Here is a 17383-nt window from a genome sequence, read left to right on the forward strand (position 1 = left end):
CATACGTGAATGAAGAAAACCGTCAAGACAGGTGCGGCAACGGCTTCCGGCACGGCGCGCGCACGCCGGCAGACGCAGGCGGAACGCAGCCACGCGACGCGCGAACGCGTCATTGCCGCCGCGATATCGCTGCTGCACAAGGAAGGCTATTCGGGCGCGACGACGCTCGCGATCCGGCGCGAAGCCGACGTCAGCATGGGCGCGCTGCAGCACCAGTTTCCGACCAAGGCCGAATTGATGGCCGCGGTGCAGGAGCGGCTCACCGGCGATCGCTTCGCGCAGTTCGAACGCGCGTCGCGCAGCGCGACGACGCCGCTCGAGCGGATCGACCGGATGCTCGATGTCGCGGGCGCGCTCATCGGCACGCCGCTGTTCGCCGCCAGCATGGAGATCCAGTTGGCGCGGCGCGCCGACAAGGAACTCGACGAGGCCGTGACACGTATCCTGCAGCCGTTCGACGAGGGGTTTCGCACACTGATGCGTGAGGTCGTCGCGGGTTTCGATCGTGCGACCGCGCTCAAGATCACGCAACTGCAGTTGCTGGGCGGATCGATGATTCGCGGGCTGACCATCGACGTCGTGACGGGCGGTGACCCTGCCGCGGCGCGGGCCGCGTTTGCGCTCTGGCGTGACATCGCGCTTGGACAAATTACGGACGTGACGCAATCTCCCGCGCAAGCCCCCACGAAAACCGGCAAGCGGCGCGCTTCACGCTGATATTCCGCTGACGATTCCGGCCGCGCGCGTCATGGCGCCGGCCGCTCCGCATTTCGAGACACCGCTCGGTTTGCTCAATTGACAAGCAATATAGCCTACTTGTATGTTGCAGCCCATGCATGTTCGTGGCTGCGCTGTCGCTGATGGCAATGCGTCGAACCGATACGCATTCCTGCGCGACCCGATCACGGATTCTTGCCGACATGACCCGAGCAATGCCCCTGTACCGAACCGCCGGCTTCGCCGCGACCCTCCTGATGCTGTCCGCCTGCGCGAGCATGACGCCGCAGGCCGCCGATGCCGATCGCGCGGACACCGGCGCTTCCTCCTCCTCCGTCTCGCATGCCGGCCGCTGGCTGATCGACGATCACGGGCGCGTGCTGATCGTTCATGGCGTCAACGTCGTGGTCAAGCAACCCCCGTATGCGCCGGAAGCCGCGGGTTTCGGCGCGAAGGAAATGGACCGGCTTGCGGCGGACGGCTTCAACGCCGTGCGCCTGGGCGTCGCGCAGCAACAGCTCGAACCCGCGCCCGGACGCTACGACGGCGCCTATCTGGCTTCGCTCGCCCGCACCCAGCAGCAACTCGCGGATCGCCGCATCTACACGCTGCTCGACATGCATCAGGATGGCTACTCGCGCCGGTTCGCCCCCGAACGCCGCCGCGGCGAAGTCGCGGCGGGCAATCCCGGGGCCGAAATCAACAACGGCTTCGCCGACTGGATGGCGCTCGACGACGGCTTGCCGAACGTCAACCCCGGCCACCCGTACTACTACGTCACGTCGAAGGCGATCAACCGCGCGTTCGACGATCTCTACGGGAATGCGCGCGGGCCCGAAGGCGTCGGGCTAGCGGATCGTTTCGCCGCCGCGTGGCGGCATGTCGCCGCCGGCTTTGCGGGCCGGCCTTACCTGCTCGGCTACGAATTGCTGAACGAACCGTGGCCGGGCACACGCTGGCTCGACTGCGCGGGGCCGCAAGGTTGCGCGGGGTTCGACCAGAAGGTGATGTCGGTTTTCAACCGTACGCTGCGGGCTGCGATTCGCGACACGGACCGCAACACGCTGGTCTTTCAGGAACCTAATCCGCTGTTCAATCTCGGCTTTCCGACGCATCTCGACCCAGGCGATGCGCGCTCGGGCTTCGCGTTCCACAACTACGCGTCGAAGATCGATCAGTTCGCGAAAGCTATTGGCACGGCCTTACCCGCCGGCCAGGCTGCGTTGCCCGAACGGCTTGCGCCGCTACTCGGCGGGACCGACGCGGACAAGGAGGCGCGCGTGTTCGGCAATGCGCTCGCCCGTGTCGATGCGACCGGCGAAGCGCTGCTGATGACCGAATTCAGCGGCCTCGATGCACCCGATCCGTCGGGCCGCCGGGCCGAGCGGATGGCGGACGCCGCGGACCGCGACATGATCCCGTGGATCTACTGGCGCTTTCCCGTTCCCGCGGATTCCACGGCCGCGTCGTGGCAGTCGGTGCGCGACGCGCTGGTGCGCCCTTATCCGCAAGCGATCGCGGGCACGCCGACGCGCTGGCGCTTCGACCCGACGACACAGCACTTCGAGCTGCGCTATGCGACGCGGCCGGCCGGCCCGGCGCTGCGGCCCGGCGCGACGACGCAGATCTTCGTGCCGGACTACCGCTATCCGCACGGCTATCGCGCGCGGGTGACGGGTGGAACGGTCACATCCGCGCCCAACGCGCGCGCGCTGCGGGTGGCCGCCCACGCGGATGCGGCGGAGGTGGTCGTCGAGGTTACGCCGGCACCGTAATCGGCGGCCGTCGCAGCGTGCACCGTCCGCACGTCATTTAAAAGCAGTGTGTATTGCTTGATTAACGCGACACCGCACCGCACGCGGTCGTCCGTCGCCACATGGAGACATCAATGCCTATCGATACGTCCATTCCACGCTCGTCGGCGCGCCGCACGTTTCTGCGCGCCGGTGGCGCGGCAGCAGCCGGTCTGGCCTGCGCGCCAGCGTTCGCGCGCGACGACAACGCTCGCTTCGCCGACGATTTCGTGTGGGGCGTCGCGGCGTCGGCCGCGCAAACGGAGAGCCGGGACGGCCGCGGACGCAGCAACTGGGATGAATTTGCCGATCGGGCCGGCACGATCGCCGACGGCTCGACCAATGCACGCTGCGCCGAATTCGAGCGGCGCTATCCGGCCGACATCGCGTGGATGGCGGCAGCCGGGATTCGCGCATTCCGCTTCTCGATCGCATGGCCGCGCGTGCAGCCGCAGGGGCCTGGCGCGCCGAGCGACGCCGGCCTCGCCACCTACGACAGGATGATCGATGCGATGCTGGCCCGCGGCATCGAGCCGTTTCCGACGCTCTTTCACTGGGATACGCCGGTCTGGGCCGGCGATTTCCGGAGTCGCGACATCGCCTATCGACTGGCCGATTACGCCGATCGGGTGACGCGCCGGCTCGGCGATCGCGTGAAGCACTGGATCGTGCTGAACGAGCCCAACAGCCTCGCGCTGCGCGGCTACGGGATGGGCGTGCATGCGCCGGGGCTGCGGTCGCCGGCAGGCGTGTTCGCGGCGATGCATCACCAGAACCTCGCGCAGGGCCTCGCATTCCAGGCGCTGCGTGCGAACCTGCGCGACGCGCGGATCGGCACGACGATCAACCTTCAGCCGGTGCGCCCGGCGGCGCCGCGCGACGAAGACCGCAAGGCGGCCGGCCTCGTCGACGTGTTGTGGAATCGCGCGTTCCTCGATCCGCTGTACGGGCGCGGTTATCCCGAGCCGCTCATGCATTCGCTCGCCGGCCTCGTCCGGCCGGGCGACACGGACATCATTGCCGCGAAGCCGGATTTCCTCGGGATGAACTACTACTCGCGCATCTATGCACGCGCCAATCCATCGGCGCCGTTCGGCGTCGAGCAAGCCGAGCCGCCGGCCGATCTGCCGCGCACCGCGTACTTCCAGGTCGAGCCGGACGGGATGACCGAGATGCTGTTGCGCGTGCATCGCGACTACGGCGCGCCGGACATCTACATCACCGAAACCGGCTTTGCGCTCGACGATCCGGCGCCGCATGACGGCGTCGTCGACGACGGCCCGCGCATCGACTGCCTGTCGCGCTACCTGCGCGCGGCACACGATGCCTGTCGGCAAGGTGTGCGGCTGAAGGGGCTGTTCTACTGGGCCGCCACCGACAACTGGGAATGGGGGCAGGGGTTTTCGAAGCGGTTCGGTCTCGTGCACGTCGATCTCGACACGCAGGTTCGTACGCCCAAACGCAGCCTTGCGTACTACTCGCGATGCATCGCGCAGAACGCGGTCGCGTGATGCGCGGCGGCTTTCCCGATTCGTCATCGGCCCTCGTCATCGCATGAAATCCCGTTCGCAAGCCCGGCGCGCGCGACGCACCCGCGCCGTGCACCGGCCTCAGCCGCCTTCGACGAGCCGCAGCACGATGCTTCTCGCCGATTCGAGATGCGCGACCGTCATCGCGCGTGCCGCGCGTGCGTTGCGTTCGTGGCACGCCTGCAGAATCTCTTCGTGCTCGACCTGGAACGACGGCGTATCGGCGAGCAGCGTGGCCTGCAGGCGCTCGTAACGTTCGACCTGGCTGCGCAGTTCGGCGATCGACTTCAACTGCCGCGCGTTGCCGCAGCACGCATACAGCAACGCGTGGAATTCGCGGTTCAGTTCGCCTTGCCGGCGCGGCACGGTTGCATCGCCGAGCAGCCGATGCACGAGTTCGGCGCGCGCGAGCGTTTCGTCGTCGAGCCGCTTCACGCTGCGGTAGATCGCGTCGCCTTCGAGCAGCACGCGCAGATCGTAGATTTCCTGCACGTCGGACGCGCTCAGCATCCGCACGACCGCGCCGCGATTTCTGAAGATATCGAGCAAGCCTTCGCGTTCCAGCCGCTGGATCGCCTCGCGCATCGGAATCCGGCTGATGCCGAACCGCTCGGCCAGGTCGCGCTCGACGAGCCGCTCGCCGGCCGCCAGTTCGCCGTTGATGATCATGTCGCGCAGCGACGCGGCGACCGCGTCCGCGGTGGAGTCGAGTTTGGCTTCCATGCCTGCGTGTTTCGTTAATTTGGAATAATGGTATACCAAACGACCATCCGATGCCACAATGGCGACTACCGGCAGGCGCCGCTCAACGGCGTCCGGTACGGTCAAGGCAACCGACATCAATGGAGAGCGAGATGGCATCGGGCGAACATCACTATCGCGTCGCAGTGGAGTGGACGGGCAATCGGGGCACCGGCACGTCGGGGTATCGCGAGTACGGCCGCGATCACGTGATCCGGGCCGGTTCCAAGCCGGACATTCCCGGTTCGTCGGACCCGGCGTTCCGCGGCGACGCGGCGCGCTGGAACCCCGAAGACCTGCTGCTCGCGTCGGCATCGGCGTGCCACAAGCTCTGGTATCTGCATCTGTGTTCGGAGGCAGGCATCCGCGTGCTGGCCTACGTCGACCACGCCGAAGGCACGATGCTCGATGGCGCCGGAGCCGGGCACTTCACCGACATCGTGCTGCGCCCGCAGGTGACGATTCGGGCCGGCGACGATCGTGAACGCGCGGCGCATCTGCATCACGACGCGCACGCGCAGTGCTATATCGCGAATTCGGTCAATTTCCCGATTCGCTGCGAACCGGTGATCGAATTCGCCGCTGAATAGGAAATCGCCGCCCCGTCGTCACGGCGCGACGCCGTAAACCTCGCGCGCCGCCGCCCGAATCGCATCGACCATCACCGCGACGGCCGGCGAATGCAGCCGGTCGGTGCGCGTGATGAGCCCGAAATCGTCCATCCGGCAATCCATCTCCAGCGGCAGCATCGTGACGATCCCGTGCCGCGCGTAGTAGCGCGCGACGTCCTCGGCGAGCACCGCGATCATGTCGCTCTGCTCGATCAACTGCGTGATGAACAGCAGCGCGGCCGTCTCGACGACGTTCGCCGGCGGTGCGAGGCTCGCGCGCTGGAACACGAGCTCGAAGCGGTGGCGCAGCACGCTGCCGGCCGGCGGCACGACCCACGCGGCGCGCTGCACGTCCGCGAGCGACAGCGGCGCCTGCGCGAGCAGCGGGTGGCCGGGCCGCACGACTGCGGCCACCGACTCGCCGGTCAGCGGCTCGTAGCGCAGGCGCAGCTTGTCGTGTTCGGCGGACAGCCGGCCGAGCACGATGTCGATCTTTTCCTGCGCGAGATGTTCGAGCAGCACGTTGCTGGTGTCGATCTCGACCGACACGTGCAGGCCCGCATGCGTGCCCTTCACCGCGGCGACGGCCGGCGGCACGAGCCGCAGGCCCGGCGACGTGATCGCCCCCACCGCCACGTGGCCGAGATGGCCGGCCTTCAGCGCGGCCAGCTCCTCGCGCGCCTGGTCGAGGCTGCCGAGCGCCGCACGCGCGTGGCGGATCAGCGCGTCGCCGTACAGCGTCGGCCGCATCCCGCGCGGCAGGCGCTCGAACAGCACCGCGCCGATCGATTCCTCGAGCTCGCGCAGCAGCTTCGACGCGGCCGGCTGCGTCATGTTCAGCGCGGCCGCCGCGCGGTGAATGCTGCCTTCGTCGGCGAGCGCGACGAGCAGCAGCAACTGGCGCGTCTTCAGGCGGGCGCGGTTTCCCCACGGGCTGGCTTCGGTCATCGTACGGGTTTATATCGATATCTGAATCGATATCGTAATCGCCTAAATCGTCATTAGCCAGTTATCAAAATTCTGCCTAGACTGCGCCGGTATCCCGTCACCACAGGACTGACGATGTCGGCAACAAAACCCAGGCTGCGCTCCGCCCAATGGTTCGGCACGAACGACAAGAACGGCTTCATGTACCGAAGCTGGATGAAGAACCAGGGCATTCCCGATCACGAATTCGACGGCCGGCCGATCATCGGCATCTGCAACACGTGGTCCGAACTGACGCCGTGTAACGCGCACTTCCGCAAGCTCGCCGAGCACGTGAAGCGCGGGATCTCGGAGGCGGGCGGCTTCCCGGTCGAGTTCCCGGTGTTCTCGAACGGCGAATCGAACTTGCGGCCGTCGGCGATGCTCACGCGCAATCTTGCGTCGATGGACGTCGAGGAAGCGATCCGCGGCAACCCGATCGACGCGGTCGTGCTGCTCGCCGGCTGCGACAAGACGACGCCCGCGCTGCTGATGGGCGCGGCGAGTTGCGACGTGCCGGCGATCGTCGTGTCGGGCGGCCCGATGCTGAACGGCAAGCTCGAGGGCAAGAACATCGGTTCGGGCACGGCCGTGTGGCAACTGCACGAAGCGCTGAAGGCCGGCGAGATCGACGTGCATCACTTCCTGTCCGCCGAAGCCGGCATGTCGCGCTCGGCCGGCACCTGCAACACGATGGGCACCGCGTCGACGATGGCGTGCATGGCCGAGGCGCTCGGCGTCGCGCTGCCGCACAACGCGGCGATTCCGGCCGTCGATTCGCGCCGCTACGTGCTCGCGCACATGTCGGGCATCCGCATCGTCGAGATGGCGCTCGAAGGACTCGTGCTGTCGAAGATCCTCACGCGCGCGGCGTTCGAGAACGCGATCCGCGCGAACGCGGCAATCGGCGGTTCGACCAATGCCGTGATCCACCTGAAGGCGATCGCCGGGCGCATCGGCGTGCCGCTCGAACTGGAAGACTGGATGCGCATCGGCCGCGACACGCCGACGATCGTCGACCTGATGCCGTCGGGGCGCTTCCTGATGGAGGAGTTCTATTACGCGGGCGGGCTGCCGGCCGTGCTGCGCCGGCTCGGCGAAGGCGGGCTGCTGCCGCACCCGGACGCGCTGACGGTCAACGGCAAGTCGCTGTGGGACAACGTGCGCGAAGCGCCGAACTACGACGACGAAGTGATCCGCCCGCTCGACCGGCCGCTGATCGCGGACGGCGGCATCTGCATCCTGCGCGGCAATCTCGCGCCGCGCGGCGCGGTGCTGAAGCCGTCGGCGGCGAGCCCCGAGTTGCTGAAGCATCGCGGCCGCGCGGTGGTGTTCGAGAACCTCGACCACTACAAGGCGACGATCAACGACGAAGCGCTCGACATCGATGCGAGCTCGGTGATGGTGCTGAAGAACTGCGGGCCGCGCGGGTATCCGGGCATGGCCGAGGTCGGCAACATGGGGCTGCCGCCGAAGCTGCTGCGCCAGGGCGTGAAGGACATGGTGCGGATTTCCGATGCGCGGATGAGCGGCACCGCGTACGGCACGGTCGTGCTGCACGTCGCGCCGGAAGCCGCGGCCGGCGGGCCGCTCGCGGCCGTGCGCAACGGCGACTGGATCGAACTCGACTGCGAGGCCGGCACGCTGCATCTGGACATTACGGATGAAGAGCTGCAACGCCGCCTGTCGGACGTCGATCCGACCGCGGCGCCGGGCGTGGCCGGCCAGCTCGGCAAGGGCGGCTATGCGCGGCTGTATATCGATCACGTGCTGCAGGCGGACGAGGGGTGCGACCTCGACTTCCTGGTCGGCATGCGCGGCGCGGACGTGCCGAGCCATTCGCATTGAGCGGCGGGTGGTATAGCCGGTTGTGCAGGGACGCGGCCTACGTCAGTGCTGAAGTGCCGACGTGGGCCGGCCGCGAAGCATGGGGTGTGCGCAAGCGCTGAGGCGCTAACGCAGACCGACCGCGAAGCATGGGACGTACGTAAGCGCTGAAGCGCCAACGTACGTCGACCGCGATGCATGGGGCCCACGTAAGCGCTGAAGCGCTAACGTGGGCCGACCGCGATGCATGGGACGTACGTAAGCGCTAAAGCGCTAACGTGGGCCGACAGGAGACAAGATGACGACGCAGTACACGCCCGCGCAGGCCGCGGCGGAGCAGTCCGATTCGCCGGCAGCCGTCGACGAACGGCAACTGACCCGCCTGCTCACGCGCAAGCTGGTGCCGTTCCTCGCGCTGATCTACGTGGTCGCCTACGTCGACCGTACCGTCGTCGGCTTCGCGAAGCTTCACATGAACGCGGCGATCGGCCTCGGCGACGCCGCGTACGGGCTCGGCGCAGGACTCTTCTTCATCGGCTACTTCCTGTGCGAGGTGCCGAGCAACCTCGCGCTCGGCCGCTTCGGCGCACGCGTGTGGTTCGCGCGCATCCTCGCGACCTGGGGCGCGATCACGATGGCGATGGCGCTCGTGCAGGGGCCGACCAGCTTCTACGTGCTGCGCTTCCTGCTCGGCGCGGCCGAAGCCGGTCTCTATCCCGGCATCCTGTACTTCCTCACGCAATGGTTCCCGATGCGCGACCGCGCCCGCGTGATCGGCCTGCTCGTGCTCGCGCAACCGCTCGCCGGGATCGTCACCGGGCCGCTCGCCGGGTGGCTGCTGTCCACGCACGGGTGGTTCGGCCTGTCGGACTGGCAGACGCTGTTCGTCGTCAGCGGCTTGCCGGCCGTGCTGCTCGCGTGGCCGACGCTGCGGCTGTTGCCCGAATCGCCCGCGCATGCGCGCTGGCTGAACGACGGCCAGCGCCGCTGGATCGCGCGGCAGCTCGCCGCCGACCGCGACACCTATCGCCCCGATTCGCACGGCAATCCGCTCGCCGCGTTGCGCGACCGCCGCGTACTGCTGCTCGCCGCGCTGTTCCTGCCGTTCCCGCTGTGCATCTACGGGCTGTCGCTGTGGCTGCCGACGATCATCCACGCGTTCGGCACCGGCGATGCGACGACCGGCCTGCTGTCCGCCGTGCCGTACCTGTTCGCGGTGGTTGGCCTGCTCGTCGTGCCGCGCCACTCGGACCGCAAGCGCGAGCGCTACTGGCACATCGTCGTCGTGTCGGCGGCCGCCGCCGTGACGATGGCCGCGAGCGCGTGGGTGCGGCAACCGGCGCTGCAATTCATGTTCATTTGCCTCACCGCGTTTTCGCTCTATTCGATCCAGGCCGTCGTGTGGGCGCTGCCCGGCGAATTCCTGGCCGGTACGAGCGCCGCGGTCGGCATCGCCGCGATCAATTCGCTCGCGAACCTGGGCGGCTACGTCGGGCCGTACGGGATCGGGCTGATCAAGGCATCGACCGGCAGCCTCGCGGCCGGCCTGTACTTTCTCGCGGCGACGCTGCTGTTCGCGGTGCTGATGACGTTCGTGGTCCGGGCCGCGCTGCGCGCGCCCGAGCCGGCCGCGGGCGCATTCGCCCGCGAATCCTGAACGCCCTGTTTTCCGGCTGAACGCCGATTCGACTGACGCAGGACCCACCATGACATCGAGCAGCACCCCGCGCTATCGCGGCATCTTCCCCGTCGTCCCGACGACGTTTTCCGACACCGGCGAGCTCGACCTCGCGAGCCAGAAGCGCGCGGTCGATTTCATGATCGACGCCGGCTCGGACGGGCTGTGCATTCTCGCGAACTTCTCCGAGCAGTTTGCGATCACCGACGACGAACGCGACGTGCTCACCCGCACGATCCTCGAACACGTCGCCGGCCGCGTGCCGGTGATCGTCACGACGTCGCACTACGGCACGCAGATCTGCGCGGCACGGAGCCTGCGCGCGCAGCAGCTCGGCGCGGCGATGGTGATGACGATGCCGCCGTATCACGGCGCGACGTTCCGCGTGCCGGAAGCGCAGATCTTCGATTTCTTCGCGCGCGTGTCGGATGCGATCGACATCCCGATCATGATCCAGGACGCGCCCGCGAGCGGCACGCCGCTGTCCGCGCCGTTCCTCGCGCGGCTGGCCCGCGAGATCGAGCAGGTCGCGTACTTCAAGATCGAGACGCCGGGCGCGGCGAATAAACTGCGCGAGCTGATCCGGCTCGGCGGCGATGCGATCGAGGGGCCGTGGGACGGCGAGGAAGCGATCACGCTGCTCGCCGATCTCCATGCGGGCGCGACCGGCGCGATGACGGGCGGCGGCTTCCCGGACGGCATCCGGCCGATCCTCGAAGCATGGCGCGAAGGGCGCCACGACGATGCGTTCGCGCATTACCAGACGTGGCTGCCGCTGATCAATCACGAGAACCGCCAGTCCGGGATCCTCACCGCGAAGGCGCTGATGCGCGAAGGCGGCGTGATCGCGTGCGAGCGGCCGCGGCATCCGATGCCGGAACTGCACCCGGACACGCGCGCGGAATTGCTCGCGATCGCGCGCCGGCTCGATCCGCTCGTGCTGCGCTGGGCGCGCTGAGCGATTCGCGAAGGAGAGATACACGATGAGCAATCCAGTTTCGCTGGGTGTCGTCGGGATCGGCAAGATCGCCCGCGACCAGCATTTGCCGGCGATCGCCGCCGAACCCGGCTTCGCGCTGACTGCCTGTGCGAGCCGTCACGCGGAAGTCAACGGCGTGCGCAATTATCCGGATCTGAACGCGCTGCTGGCCGCCGAGCCCGAACTCGACGCCGTGTCGCTGTGCGCGCCGCCGCAGGTGCGCTACGCGCAGGCGCGCGCGGCGCTCGAAGCCGGCAAGCACGTGATGCTCGAGAAGCCGCCGGGCGCGACGCTCGGCGAAGTGGCCGCGCTGGACGCGCTGGCGCGCGAGCGCGGCCTCACGCTGTTCGCGACCTGGCATTCGCGCTGCGCGAGTGCGGTCGAGCCGGCGCGTGCGTGGCTCGCCACGCGCACGATCCGCGCGGTGCAGGTGCGCTGGAAGGAAGACGTGCGGCGCTGGCATCCGGGGCAGCAGTGGATCTGGGAGCCGGGCGGCCTCGGCGTGTTCGATCCCGGCATCAACGCGCTGTCGATCGTCACGCGAATCCTGCCGCGCGAGCTCGTGCTGCGCGAGGCGACGCTGATCGTGCCGAGCGACGCACAGATGCCGATCGCAGCCGAACTCGATTGCGCGGATACCGACGGCGTGCCGGTGCGCGCGGAATTCGACTGGCGGCACGGCCCGGTCGAGCAATGGGAGATCGCGGTCGACACGGCCGACGGCGTGCTCGCGATCAGCCGCGGCGGCGCGCAATTGTCGATCGCGGGCGAGCCGGTCGAGATCGGGCCGGAACGCGAGTACCCGGCGCTGTATGCGCATTTCCACGCGTTGATCGCGCGTGGCGAGAGCGACGTCGACGTGCGGCCGCTGCGGCTCGTCGCCGATGCCTTCCTGTTCGGCCGGCGCGTGCAGACCGACGCGTTCGGCCGCTGAACCTGCGTGCGCTTCGGCATGAAGCATGAAGCGCGCGCGACGATCGATTGATATTTCGACACACATCACGGCATCTGCCGATACAAAGGAGACACCCATGAACCGCACGACTCACACGATCCGTCGACACACCCTGCGCGCGCTGCTGGCCGCGCTTTGCATCGCGCCGCTCGGGATGACGGGCGCCGCGCACGCCGACGCGCCGCTGAAGATCGGCTTCCTCGTGAAGATGCCGGAGCAGGCGTGGTTCATCAACGAGCAGAACGCGGCGTCCGCGCTCGGCCAGAAGGAGAACTTCTCGGTCGTGAAGATCGGCACGCCGGACGGCGAGAAGGTGCTGGCCGCGATCGACAACCTCGGCTCGCAAGGCGCGCAGGGCTTCGTGATCTGTGCGCCGGACGTGCGCCTCGGGCCGGCGATCGCGTCGCGCGCGAAGCGCTACAACATGAAGTTCGTGACGGTCGACGACCAGCTCGTCGATTCGAGCGGCAAGCCGCTGCCGAACGTGCCGCACCTCGGGATGTCGGCGACCAAGATCGGCAACCAGGTCGGCCAGGCGATCTCCGACGAGATGAAGCGGCGCGGCTGGAAGCCGGAAGAAGTCGGCGCGCTGCGGATCACGAACTACGAGCTGCCGACCGCGAAGCTGCGCACCGACGGCGCGACGCAGGCGCTGCTCGCGAACGGCTTCCGCAAGGAGAACATCTTCGATGCGCCGCAGAAGACGACCGACGACGAAGGCGGCTTCAGCGCGGCGGCACCGGTGCTCGCACGCCACCCGAACGTGAAGAAGTGGGTGGTCTACGCGCTGAACGAGGAAACCGTGCTCGGCGCGGTGCGCGCGACCGAACAGCTGCACATCCCGGCGGCCGACGTGATCGGCGTCGGCATCAACGGCGCGGGCGAGGCGTTCGCCGAGTTCCAGAAGAAGGAGCCGACCGGCTTCTACGGGACGATCGCGGTCAGCTCGACGAACCACGGCAAGGACAGCACGCAGAACCTCGTCGACTGGATCCGCAACGGCAAGACGCCGCCGGCCGACACGCAGACGAGCGGCAAGCTGATGACGCGCGCGAACTGGCAGGCCGTGCGCGCCGAACTCGGTATCTGAGCGGGGCGAGGCGAGAACGCGATGACGATGCAGACGATGACGGCCGTGTCCGGCCACGACGCCGAAGCGGGTACGCCGCCGGACGGCCCGCTGCTCGCGCTCGACGGCATCACCGTGACGTTTCCGGGCGTGCGTGCGCTCGATGCGGTGTCGCTGTCGGTGCGCGCGGGCGAAGTGCACGGGCTGATGGGCGAGAACGGCGCGGGGAAATCGACGCTGCTGAAGGTGCTGTCCGGCGTGAACCAGCCGCAGGCCGGCACGCTGACGCTGAACGGCGCGGAGCAGCGCTTCGCGTCGACGCGCGCGGCGCTCGAGGCCGGCATCGCGATCATCTACCAGGAACTGCATCTGGTGCCCGAGCTGACGGTCGCGGAAAACCTGATGCTCGGGCAATTGCCGAGCCGGCTCGGCGTGGTCGACGAACGTGCGCTCGCCGCGCGCGCGCTCGATGCGCTGGAGCGGCTCGGCGAGCACATCGATCCGGGCATCCCGGTGAAGTATCTGTCGATCGGACAGCGCCAGATGATCGAGATCGGCAAGGCGCTGATGCGCGACGCGCGCGTGATCGCGTTCGACGAACCGACGAGTTCGCTGTCCGCGCGCGAAACCACGCAACTGTTCCGGATCATCCGCGCGCTGCGCGCGGAAGGCCGCGCGATCATCTACGTCACGCACCGGATGGAGGAAGTGTACGAACTGTGCGACCGCGTGACGGTGTTTCGCGACGGCCGCCGCATCGACACGTTCGACTCCGTCGCCGATCTCGATCGCGACCGGCTGATCGGCTGCATGGTCGGCCGCTCGATCGAGGACGTGTACGGCTACCGGCCGCGCCCGGCCGGCGACGTGCTGATCGAGGCGAAGGGGCTGACGGGGCCGGGGCTGGCCGAGCCCGTGTCGTTCACCGCGCGGCGCGGCGAGATCGTCGGCTTCTTCGGGCTCGTCGGCGCGGGCCGCTCGGAGCTGATGAAGCTGCTGTACGGCGCGGTGCGGCCGACGGCCGGGCACGTCGAGCTGAACGGCAAGCGCGTGGCGTTCGGCAGCCCGCGCGACGCGGTGCGCGCCGGCATCGCGCTGTGCCCGGAAGACCGCAAGCAGGAAGGCATCGTCGCGATCGCGTCGGTGGCCGACAACCTGAACATCAGCGCGCGCCGTCACTTCAGCCCGGCGCGCGTGCTGCTCGACGGGCGACGCGAACGCGAGCTCGCGCAGAAATACATCGAGCGCCTCGCGATCAAGACCCGCGACGGCGAAACGCCGATCGGCGCGCTGTCGGGCGGCAACCAGCAGAAGGTCGTGCTCGCGCGCTGGCTGGCCGAGCGTATCGACGTGTTCCTGATGGACGAGCCGACGCGCGGCATCGACGTCGGCGCGCGCGCGGAAATCTACAACCTGTTCTACGAACTCGCGGAAGCGGGCCGCACGGTGATCCTCGTGTCGAGCGATCTGGCCGAGGTGATCGGCGTGTCGGACCGCATCGTCGTGATGAAGGAAGGACGGATCGCGGGCGAGGTCGACAAGGCGCACGCGACGCCCGACGCGCTGATCAAGCTCGCGCTGCCGCGCTAGCGGCCCGCAGTCAACCGGAAAGCAAACGTTATGAGCCAGGCAATGCAACCCCAACGGACTACCCCCTCCCCGGATACCCCCGCCGTGGCCGCCCGCCCGCGCGGCGGCGTGTGGCAGCTGATCAACCGCTCCGGCATCGTGATGGTGTTTCTGGTGCTGTTCGCGACGCTGTCGCTGACCGTGCCGGACTTCCTCACGCCGCGCAACATCCAGGGCCTGCTGCTGTCGGTCACGCTGATCGGTTCGATCTCGGTGACGATGATGTTCGTGCTCGCGCTCGGCGAGGTCGACCTGTCGGTCGCGTCGATCGTCGCGTTTTCCGGCGTCGTCGCGTCGACGCTGATCACCGCGACGCACAGCATCGTGCTCGGTGTCGCGGCCGGCGTGCTCGCGGGCGGCGCGGTGGGGCTCGTGAACGGCGTGCTGATCGCGCGCTACCGGATCAACTCGCTGATCGTCACGCTCGCGATGATGGAAGTCGTGCGCGGGCTCGCGTTCATCACGTCGAACGGCGACGCGGTGATGATCTCGGAAGAGCGCTTCTTCGATCTCGGCGGCGGCTCGTTCCTCGGCATCTCGTTTCCGATCTGGAGCAACATCATCGGCTTCGTCGTGTTCGGCTTTTTGCTGCGCAAGACGGTGTTCGGCAAGAACGTGCTGGCCGTCGGCGGCAACGGCGAGGCCGCGCTGCTCGCGGGGCTGCCGGTGATGCGCATCAAGATCGCCGTGTTCGTGCTGCAGGGGCTCGTGACCGGCTTCGCCGGCGTGATGCTCGCGTCGCGGATGAGCCTCGGCGATCCGAAGACGTCGGTCGGCCTCGAGCTCGGCGTGATCTCCGCGTGCGTGCTCGGCGGCGTGTCGCTGACGGGCGGCGTCGCGACGATCTCCGGCGTGTTGGTCGGCGTGCTGATCATGGGCTCGGTGCAGGATGCGATGAGCCTGCTGAACGTGCCGACCTTTTACCAATATCTGATACGCGGCGGAATTCTGTTGCTCGCGGTGCTGTTCGACCAGTATCGTCGCAACCAGCGGCGCGCGATGAAGATCTGATTTCGGTGATTTCGGTGATTGCGCGGCCGCCCGCGAACGCGACAGATCAGATATCGGGAGACGGCATGCAACAGACTCATCCGGGCACGGCGGCGACGCTGCTGGCCGACAGCCGCAACACGCTCGGCGAAGGCGCGACGTGGTGCGACAGGACGCACGCGCTGTACTGGGTGGACATCGAAGGCGCGCGGCTGTGGCGCTGCGGGGCGGATGGCTCGGACCTCGTGCAATGGGTGATGCCTGAGCGGCTCGCGTGCTTTGCGCTGACCGACGATCCGGACGTGCTGCTCGTCGGGCTCGCGACGCATCTCGCGTTTTTCGATCTGCGGAGCGGCGCGTTTACTCGGATCGTCGACGTCGAGCCTGAGCTGCCGACGCGGCTGAACGATGGGCGCTGTGACGGGGCTGGTGCATTCGTGTTCGGGATGAAGGACGAAGGCGGCGAGCCGCCGCGCGCGGTTGGTGGGTTTTATCGGCTCAATTCCGATCTGACGCTCGAACGGCTCGCGTTGCCGGCGGCCGCGATCGCGAACAGCATCGGGTTCTCGCCGGATGGGTCGAAGATGTATTTCTGTGATTCGCTGGTGCGTGAGATTTTTGTGTGCGATTACCGTGCGGGAGGTGACGTGGCCAACGTGCGGCCGTTCGCGCGGCTGACGGATGTGGACGGCGACCCGGACGGCTCGATCGTCGATCGTGACGGCGGGCTGTGGAATGCGCAGTGGGGTGGGCGGCGGGTGGTGCGTTATGGGCCGGACGGGATCGAGACGGATCGCGTTGAAGTGCCGACCGCGCAGCCGAGCTGCGTGGCGATCGACGGTGACGGCCGGTTGTATGTGACGAGTGCACGGGTTGGGCTGAGCGATGATGCGCTGGCGAGCGATGCGCATGCGGGCGGTGTGTTCGTCGCGCAGACGCGCTACGCGGGGTTGCCGACGGCGCGGTTCGCGGGTATGCCCGCGGCCTGAATGGCGGATGTTGGCGGGAAAGGCCTAGCAGGCGGACAGCAATCCCAGCTGTTTCAGGTCGCACCTTGCTTATGACGGCTCCTGATATTCCTCCACCCACATCCACTGTCCCGGCTCAAAGAGGTTCGTGTACTGACCTCGTTCCGCCTGTTCCCGAGGAGTCAGCTTGCGAACATCGGGGAATTTTTGTCCCTTTCGAATCAGGTGGATATCCGAATCGGAGGTCTTGGTATATCCCTGCCATATCCCCGTTTCAGGGCACAGCATGCCCGTACACAGATTCATCAACCCGTATTTATGGCGCTTCGCTTGTTGCTCTTCCAAGCGGCGCTGCTTGCGCTCCTCTGGTGCCAAGATTCTGTATGTGCGGCGTATTTCGACTATCCACAATTGCTGCGGAGATGATCCATCTAGCGGATTTATGTAAGCAAGATCGACATCGATCGGAAATTTACTGCCCGGAATATCTTTCGAGCGGTAGCGAAAGGACTGTAAATTGGGAGCATCGGGGGTGCGCCCTCTCATTTCGTTTCCATATTCACGATTCCCGCGTGAGTCAATCCAAAAGTCTTCTAACTGGAGAAGCGATTTGATTTCCGTATCAGGCAGATTGGCAACCCTTGCGTCAACGACTATTCTGACCCCAGCCGGAACAATCTTCACCTTATTTCGATCATCGCTGTAGTTCTCTGGATCGTCACCTGTTGAAAACTCAATCTTCGTCCCATATAGCGAGCGATTTGCATACTTGTAGAGAAACCCTTTCGCAGGGGGGTGTGTCCACGTCGTGTAGTTTGTTCCGAAGACAATGTGCTCCGGATCGTATGCCGCATCATCCCGCAGGATTTCCATTGAGGTTTTAAGGATGGTTCGCAGCATGACGCGCTGTTCTTCGTCGGTCGTCTGCATT

Annotated in this window: 15 protein-coding genes; 12 read left to right on the forward strand and 3 right to left on the reverse strand. The window is 67.2% G+C overall.

Going from position 1 to position 17383, the window contains the following annotated elements; translation table 11 throughout:
• Positions 1-9 precede the first annotated feature (9 nt).
• From HWX14_RS21315 to HWX14_RS21325, 3 genes are all read left to right on the forward strand, one after another.
• Positions 10-717, forward strand: coding sequence for a TetR/AcrR family transcriptional regulator (locus tag HWX14_RS21315; protein ID WP_175884356.1), 708 nt, complete (start codon positions 10-12; stop codon positions 715-717).
• A gap of 215 nt (positions 718-932) precedes the next feature.
• Complete coding sequence (locus HWX14_RS21320; RefSeq protein WP_244130294.1) at positions 933-2492, forward strand: cellulase family glycosylhydrolase; 1560 nt, start codon at positions 933-935, stop codon at positions 2490-2492.
• A 113-nt stretch (positions 2493-2605) separates the two neighbouring features.
• Entirely contained in the window at positions 2606-4021 is a 1416-nt protein-coding gene (locus HWX14_RS21325; protein ID WP_175884358.1) for a family 1 glycosylhydrolase, read from the forward strand.
• A 99-nt stretch (positions 4022-4120) separates the two neighbouring features.
• Here HWX14_RS21325 and HWX14_RS21330 read toward each other — a convergent pair whose 3' ends face one another.
• Positions 4121-4762 carry a GntR family transcriptional regulator gene (locus HWX14_RS21330; protein ID WP_175884359.1) on the reverse strand — a complete coding sequence of 214 codons (642 nt, stop codon included), beginning with the start codon at positions 4760-4762 and terminating at the stop codon, positions 4121-4123.
• Between the two features lie 131 nt (positions 4763-4893).
• On the opposite strand from HWX14_RS21330, the gene HWX14_RS21335 reads away from it, so the two are divergent.
• Positions 4894-5370, forward strand: a complete 477-nt coding sequence (locus HWX14_RS21335) for an OsmC family protein (protein ID WP_175884360.1) — start codon at positions 4894-4896, stop codon at positions 5368-5370.
• Between the two features lie 18 nt (positions 5371-5388).
• On the opposite strand, the gene HWX14_RS21340 is transcribed toward HWX14_RS21335, so the two are convergent.
• Positions 5389-6339 carry a LysR substrate-binding domain-containing protein gene (locus HWX14_RS21340; RefSeq protein ID WP_175884361.1) on the reverse strand — a complete coding sequence of 317 codons (951 nt, stop codon included), beginning with the start codon at positions 6337-6339 and terminating at the stop codon, positions 5389-5391.
• Positions 6340-6453: 114 nt separating this feature from the next.
• On the opposite strand from HWX14_RS21340, the gene HWX14_RS21345 reads away from it, so the two are divergent.
• From HWX14_RS21345 to HWX14_RS21380, 8 genes are all read left to right on the forward strand, one after another.
• Complete coding sequence (locus HWX14_RS21345) at positions 6454-8205, forward strand: IlvD/Edd family dehydratase (RefSeq protein WP_089489919.1); 1752 nt, start codon at positions 6454-6456, stop codon at positions 8203-8205.
• Positions 8206-8482: 277 nt separating this feature from the next.
• Positions 8483-9841: an MFS transporter gene (locus HWX14_RS21350; RefSeq protein ID WP_175884362.1), complete on the forward strand. Its 1359-nt coding sequence runs from the start codon at positions 8483-8485 to the stop codon at positions 9839-9841.
• Positions 9842-9890: 49 nt separating this feature from the next.
• Positions 9891-10820: a dihydrodipicolinate synthase family protein gene (locus HWX14_RS21355; protein WP_175884363.1), complete on the forward strand. Its 930-nt coding sequence runs from the start codon at positions 9891-9893 to the stop codon at positions 10818-10820.
• Positions 10821-10845: 25 nt separating this feature from the next.
• The gene (locus tag HWX14_RS21360) at positions 10846-11775 is read left to right on the forward strand and encodes a Gfo/Idh/MocA family oxidoreductase (protein ID WP_175884364.1); all 930 of its coding nucleotides are present in this window, start codon (positions 10846-10848) and stop codon (positions 11773-11775) included.
• Positions 11776-11872: 97 nt separating this feature from the next.
• Positions 11873-12886 carry an arabinose ABC transporter substrate-binding protein gene (locus HWX14_RS21365; protein ID WP_175884365.1) on the forward strand — a complete coding sequence of 338 codons (1014 nt, stop codon included), beginning with the start codon at positions 11873-11875 and terminating at the stop codon, positions 12884-12886.
• Positions 12887-12907: 21 nt separating this feature from the next.
• Positions 12908-14455, forward strand: coding sequence for an L-arabinose ABC transporter ATP-binding protein AraG (gene araG, locus HWX14_RS21370; protein WP_175884366.1), 1548 nt, complete (start codon positions 12908-12910; stop codon positions 14453-14455).
• 30 nt (positions 14456-14485) lie between these two features.
• Positions 14486-15505: an L-arabinose ABC transporter permease AraH gene (gene araH / locus HWX14_RS21375; protein WP_175884367.1), complete on the forward strand. Its 1020-nt coding sequence runs from the start codon at positions 14486-14488 to the stop codon at positions 15503-15505.
• 65 nt (positions 15506-15570) lie between these two features.
• Complete coding sequence (locus tag HWX14_RS21380; protein WP_175884368.1) at positions 15571-16473, forward strand: SMP-30/gluconolactonase/LRE family protein; 903 nt, start codon at positions 15571-15573, stop codon at positions 16471-16473.
• A 69-nt stretch (positions 16474-16542) separates the two neighbouring features.
• Here the strand turns inward: HWX14_RS21380 and HWX14_RS21385 are convergent, their stop codons facing one another.
• Positions 16543-17382, reverse strand: coding sequence for a hypothetical protein (locus HWX14_RS21385; protein WP_175884369.1), 840 nt, complete (start codon positions 17380-17382; stop codon positions 16543-16545).
• Position 17383 lies beyond the last annotated feature (1 nt).

It is taken from the genome of Burkholderia sp. BCC0044 (genome assembly GCF_902832955.1).
Taxonomy (GTDB): Bacteria; Pseudomonadota; Gammaproteobacteria; order Burkholderiales; family Burkholderiaceae; genus Burkholderia.

What these genes read in the sequence shown, in the direction of transcription:
- HWX14_RS21360 (WP_175884364.1), top strand. Translation starts at nt 10,846, where the DNA reads ATGAGCAATCCAGTTTCGCTGGGTGTCGTCGGGATCGGCAAGATCGCC.
- HWX14_RS21325 (WP_175884358.1), top strand. Translation starts at nt 2,606, where the DNA reads ATGCCTATCGATACGTCCATTCCACGCTCGTCGGCGCGCCGCACGTTT.
- HWX14_RS21315 (WP_175884356.1), top strand. Translation starts at nt 10, where the DNA reads ATGAAGAAAACCGTCAAGACAGGTGCGGCAACGGCTTCCGGCACGGCG.
- araG (WP_175884366.1), top strand. Translation starts at nt 12,908, where the DNA reads ATGACGATGCAGACGATGACGGCCGTGTCCGGCCACGACGCCGAAGCG.
- HWX14_RS21385 (WP_175884369.1), bottom strand. Translation starts at nt 17,382, where the DNA reads ATGCAGACGACCGACGAAGAACAGCGCGTCATGCTGCGAACCATCCTT.
- HWX14_RS21365 (WP_175884365.1), top strand. Translation starts at nt 11,873, where the DNA reads ATGAACCGCACGACTCACACGATCCGTCGACACACCCTGCGCGCGCTG.
- HWX14_RS21345 (WP_089489919.1), top strand. Translation starts at nt 6,454, where the DNA reads ATGTCGGCAACAAAACCCAGGCTGCGCTCCGCCCAATGGTTCGGCACG.
- HWX14_RS21335 (WP_175884360.1), top strand. Translation starts at nt 4,894, where the DNA reads ATGGCATCGGGCGAACATCACTATCGCGTCGCAGTGGAGTGGACGGGC.
- HWX14_RS21355 (WP_175884363.1), top strand. Translation starts at nt 9,891, where the DNA reads ATGACATCGAGCAGCACCCCGCGCTATCGCGGCATCTTCCCCGTCGTC.
- HWX14_RS21340 (WP_175884361.1), bottom strand. Translation starts at nt 6,339, where the DNA reads ATGACCGAAGCCAGCCCGTGGGGAAACCGCGCCCGCCTGAAGACGCGC.
- HWX14_RS21320 (WP_244130294.1), top strand. Translation starts at nt 933, where the DNA reads ATGCCCCTGTACCGAACCGCCGGCTTCGCCGCGACCCTCCTGATGCTG.
- araH (WP_175884367.1), top strand. Translation starts at nt 14,486, where the DNA reads ATGAGCCAGGCAATGCAACCCCAACGGACTACCCCCTCCCCGGATACC.
- HWX14_RS21350 (WP_175884362.1), top strand. Translation starts at nt 8,483, where the DNA reads ATGACGACGCAGTACACGCCCGCGCAGGCCGCGGCGGAGCAGTCCGAT.
- HWX14_RS21380 (WP_175884368.1), top strand. Translation starts at nt 15,571, where the DNA reads ATGCAACAGACTCATCCGGGCACGGCGGCGACGCTGCTGGCCGACAGC.
- HWX14_RS21330 (WP_175884359.1), bottom strand. Translation starts at nt 4,762, where the DNA reads ATGGAAGCCAAACTCGACTCCACCGCGGACGCGGTCGCCGCGTCGCTG.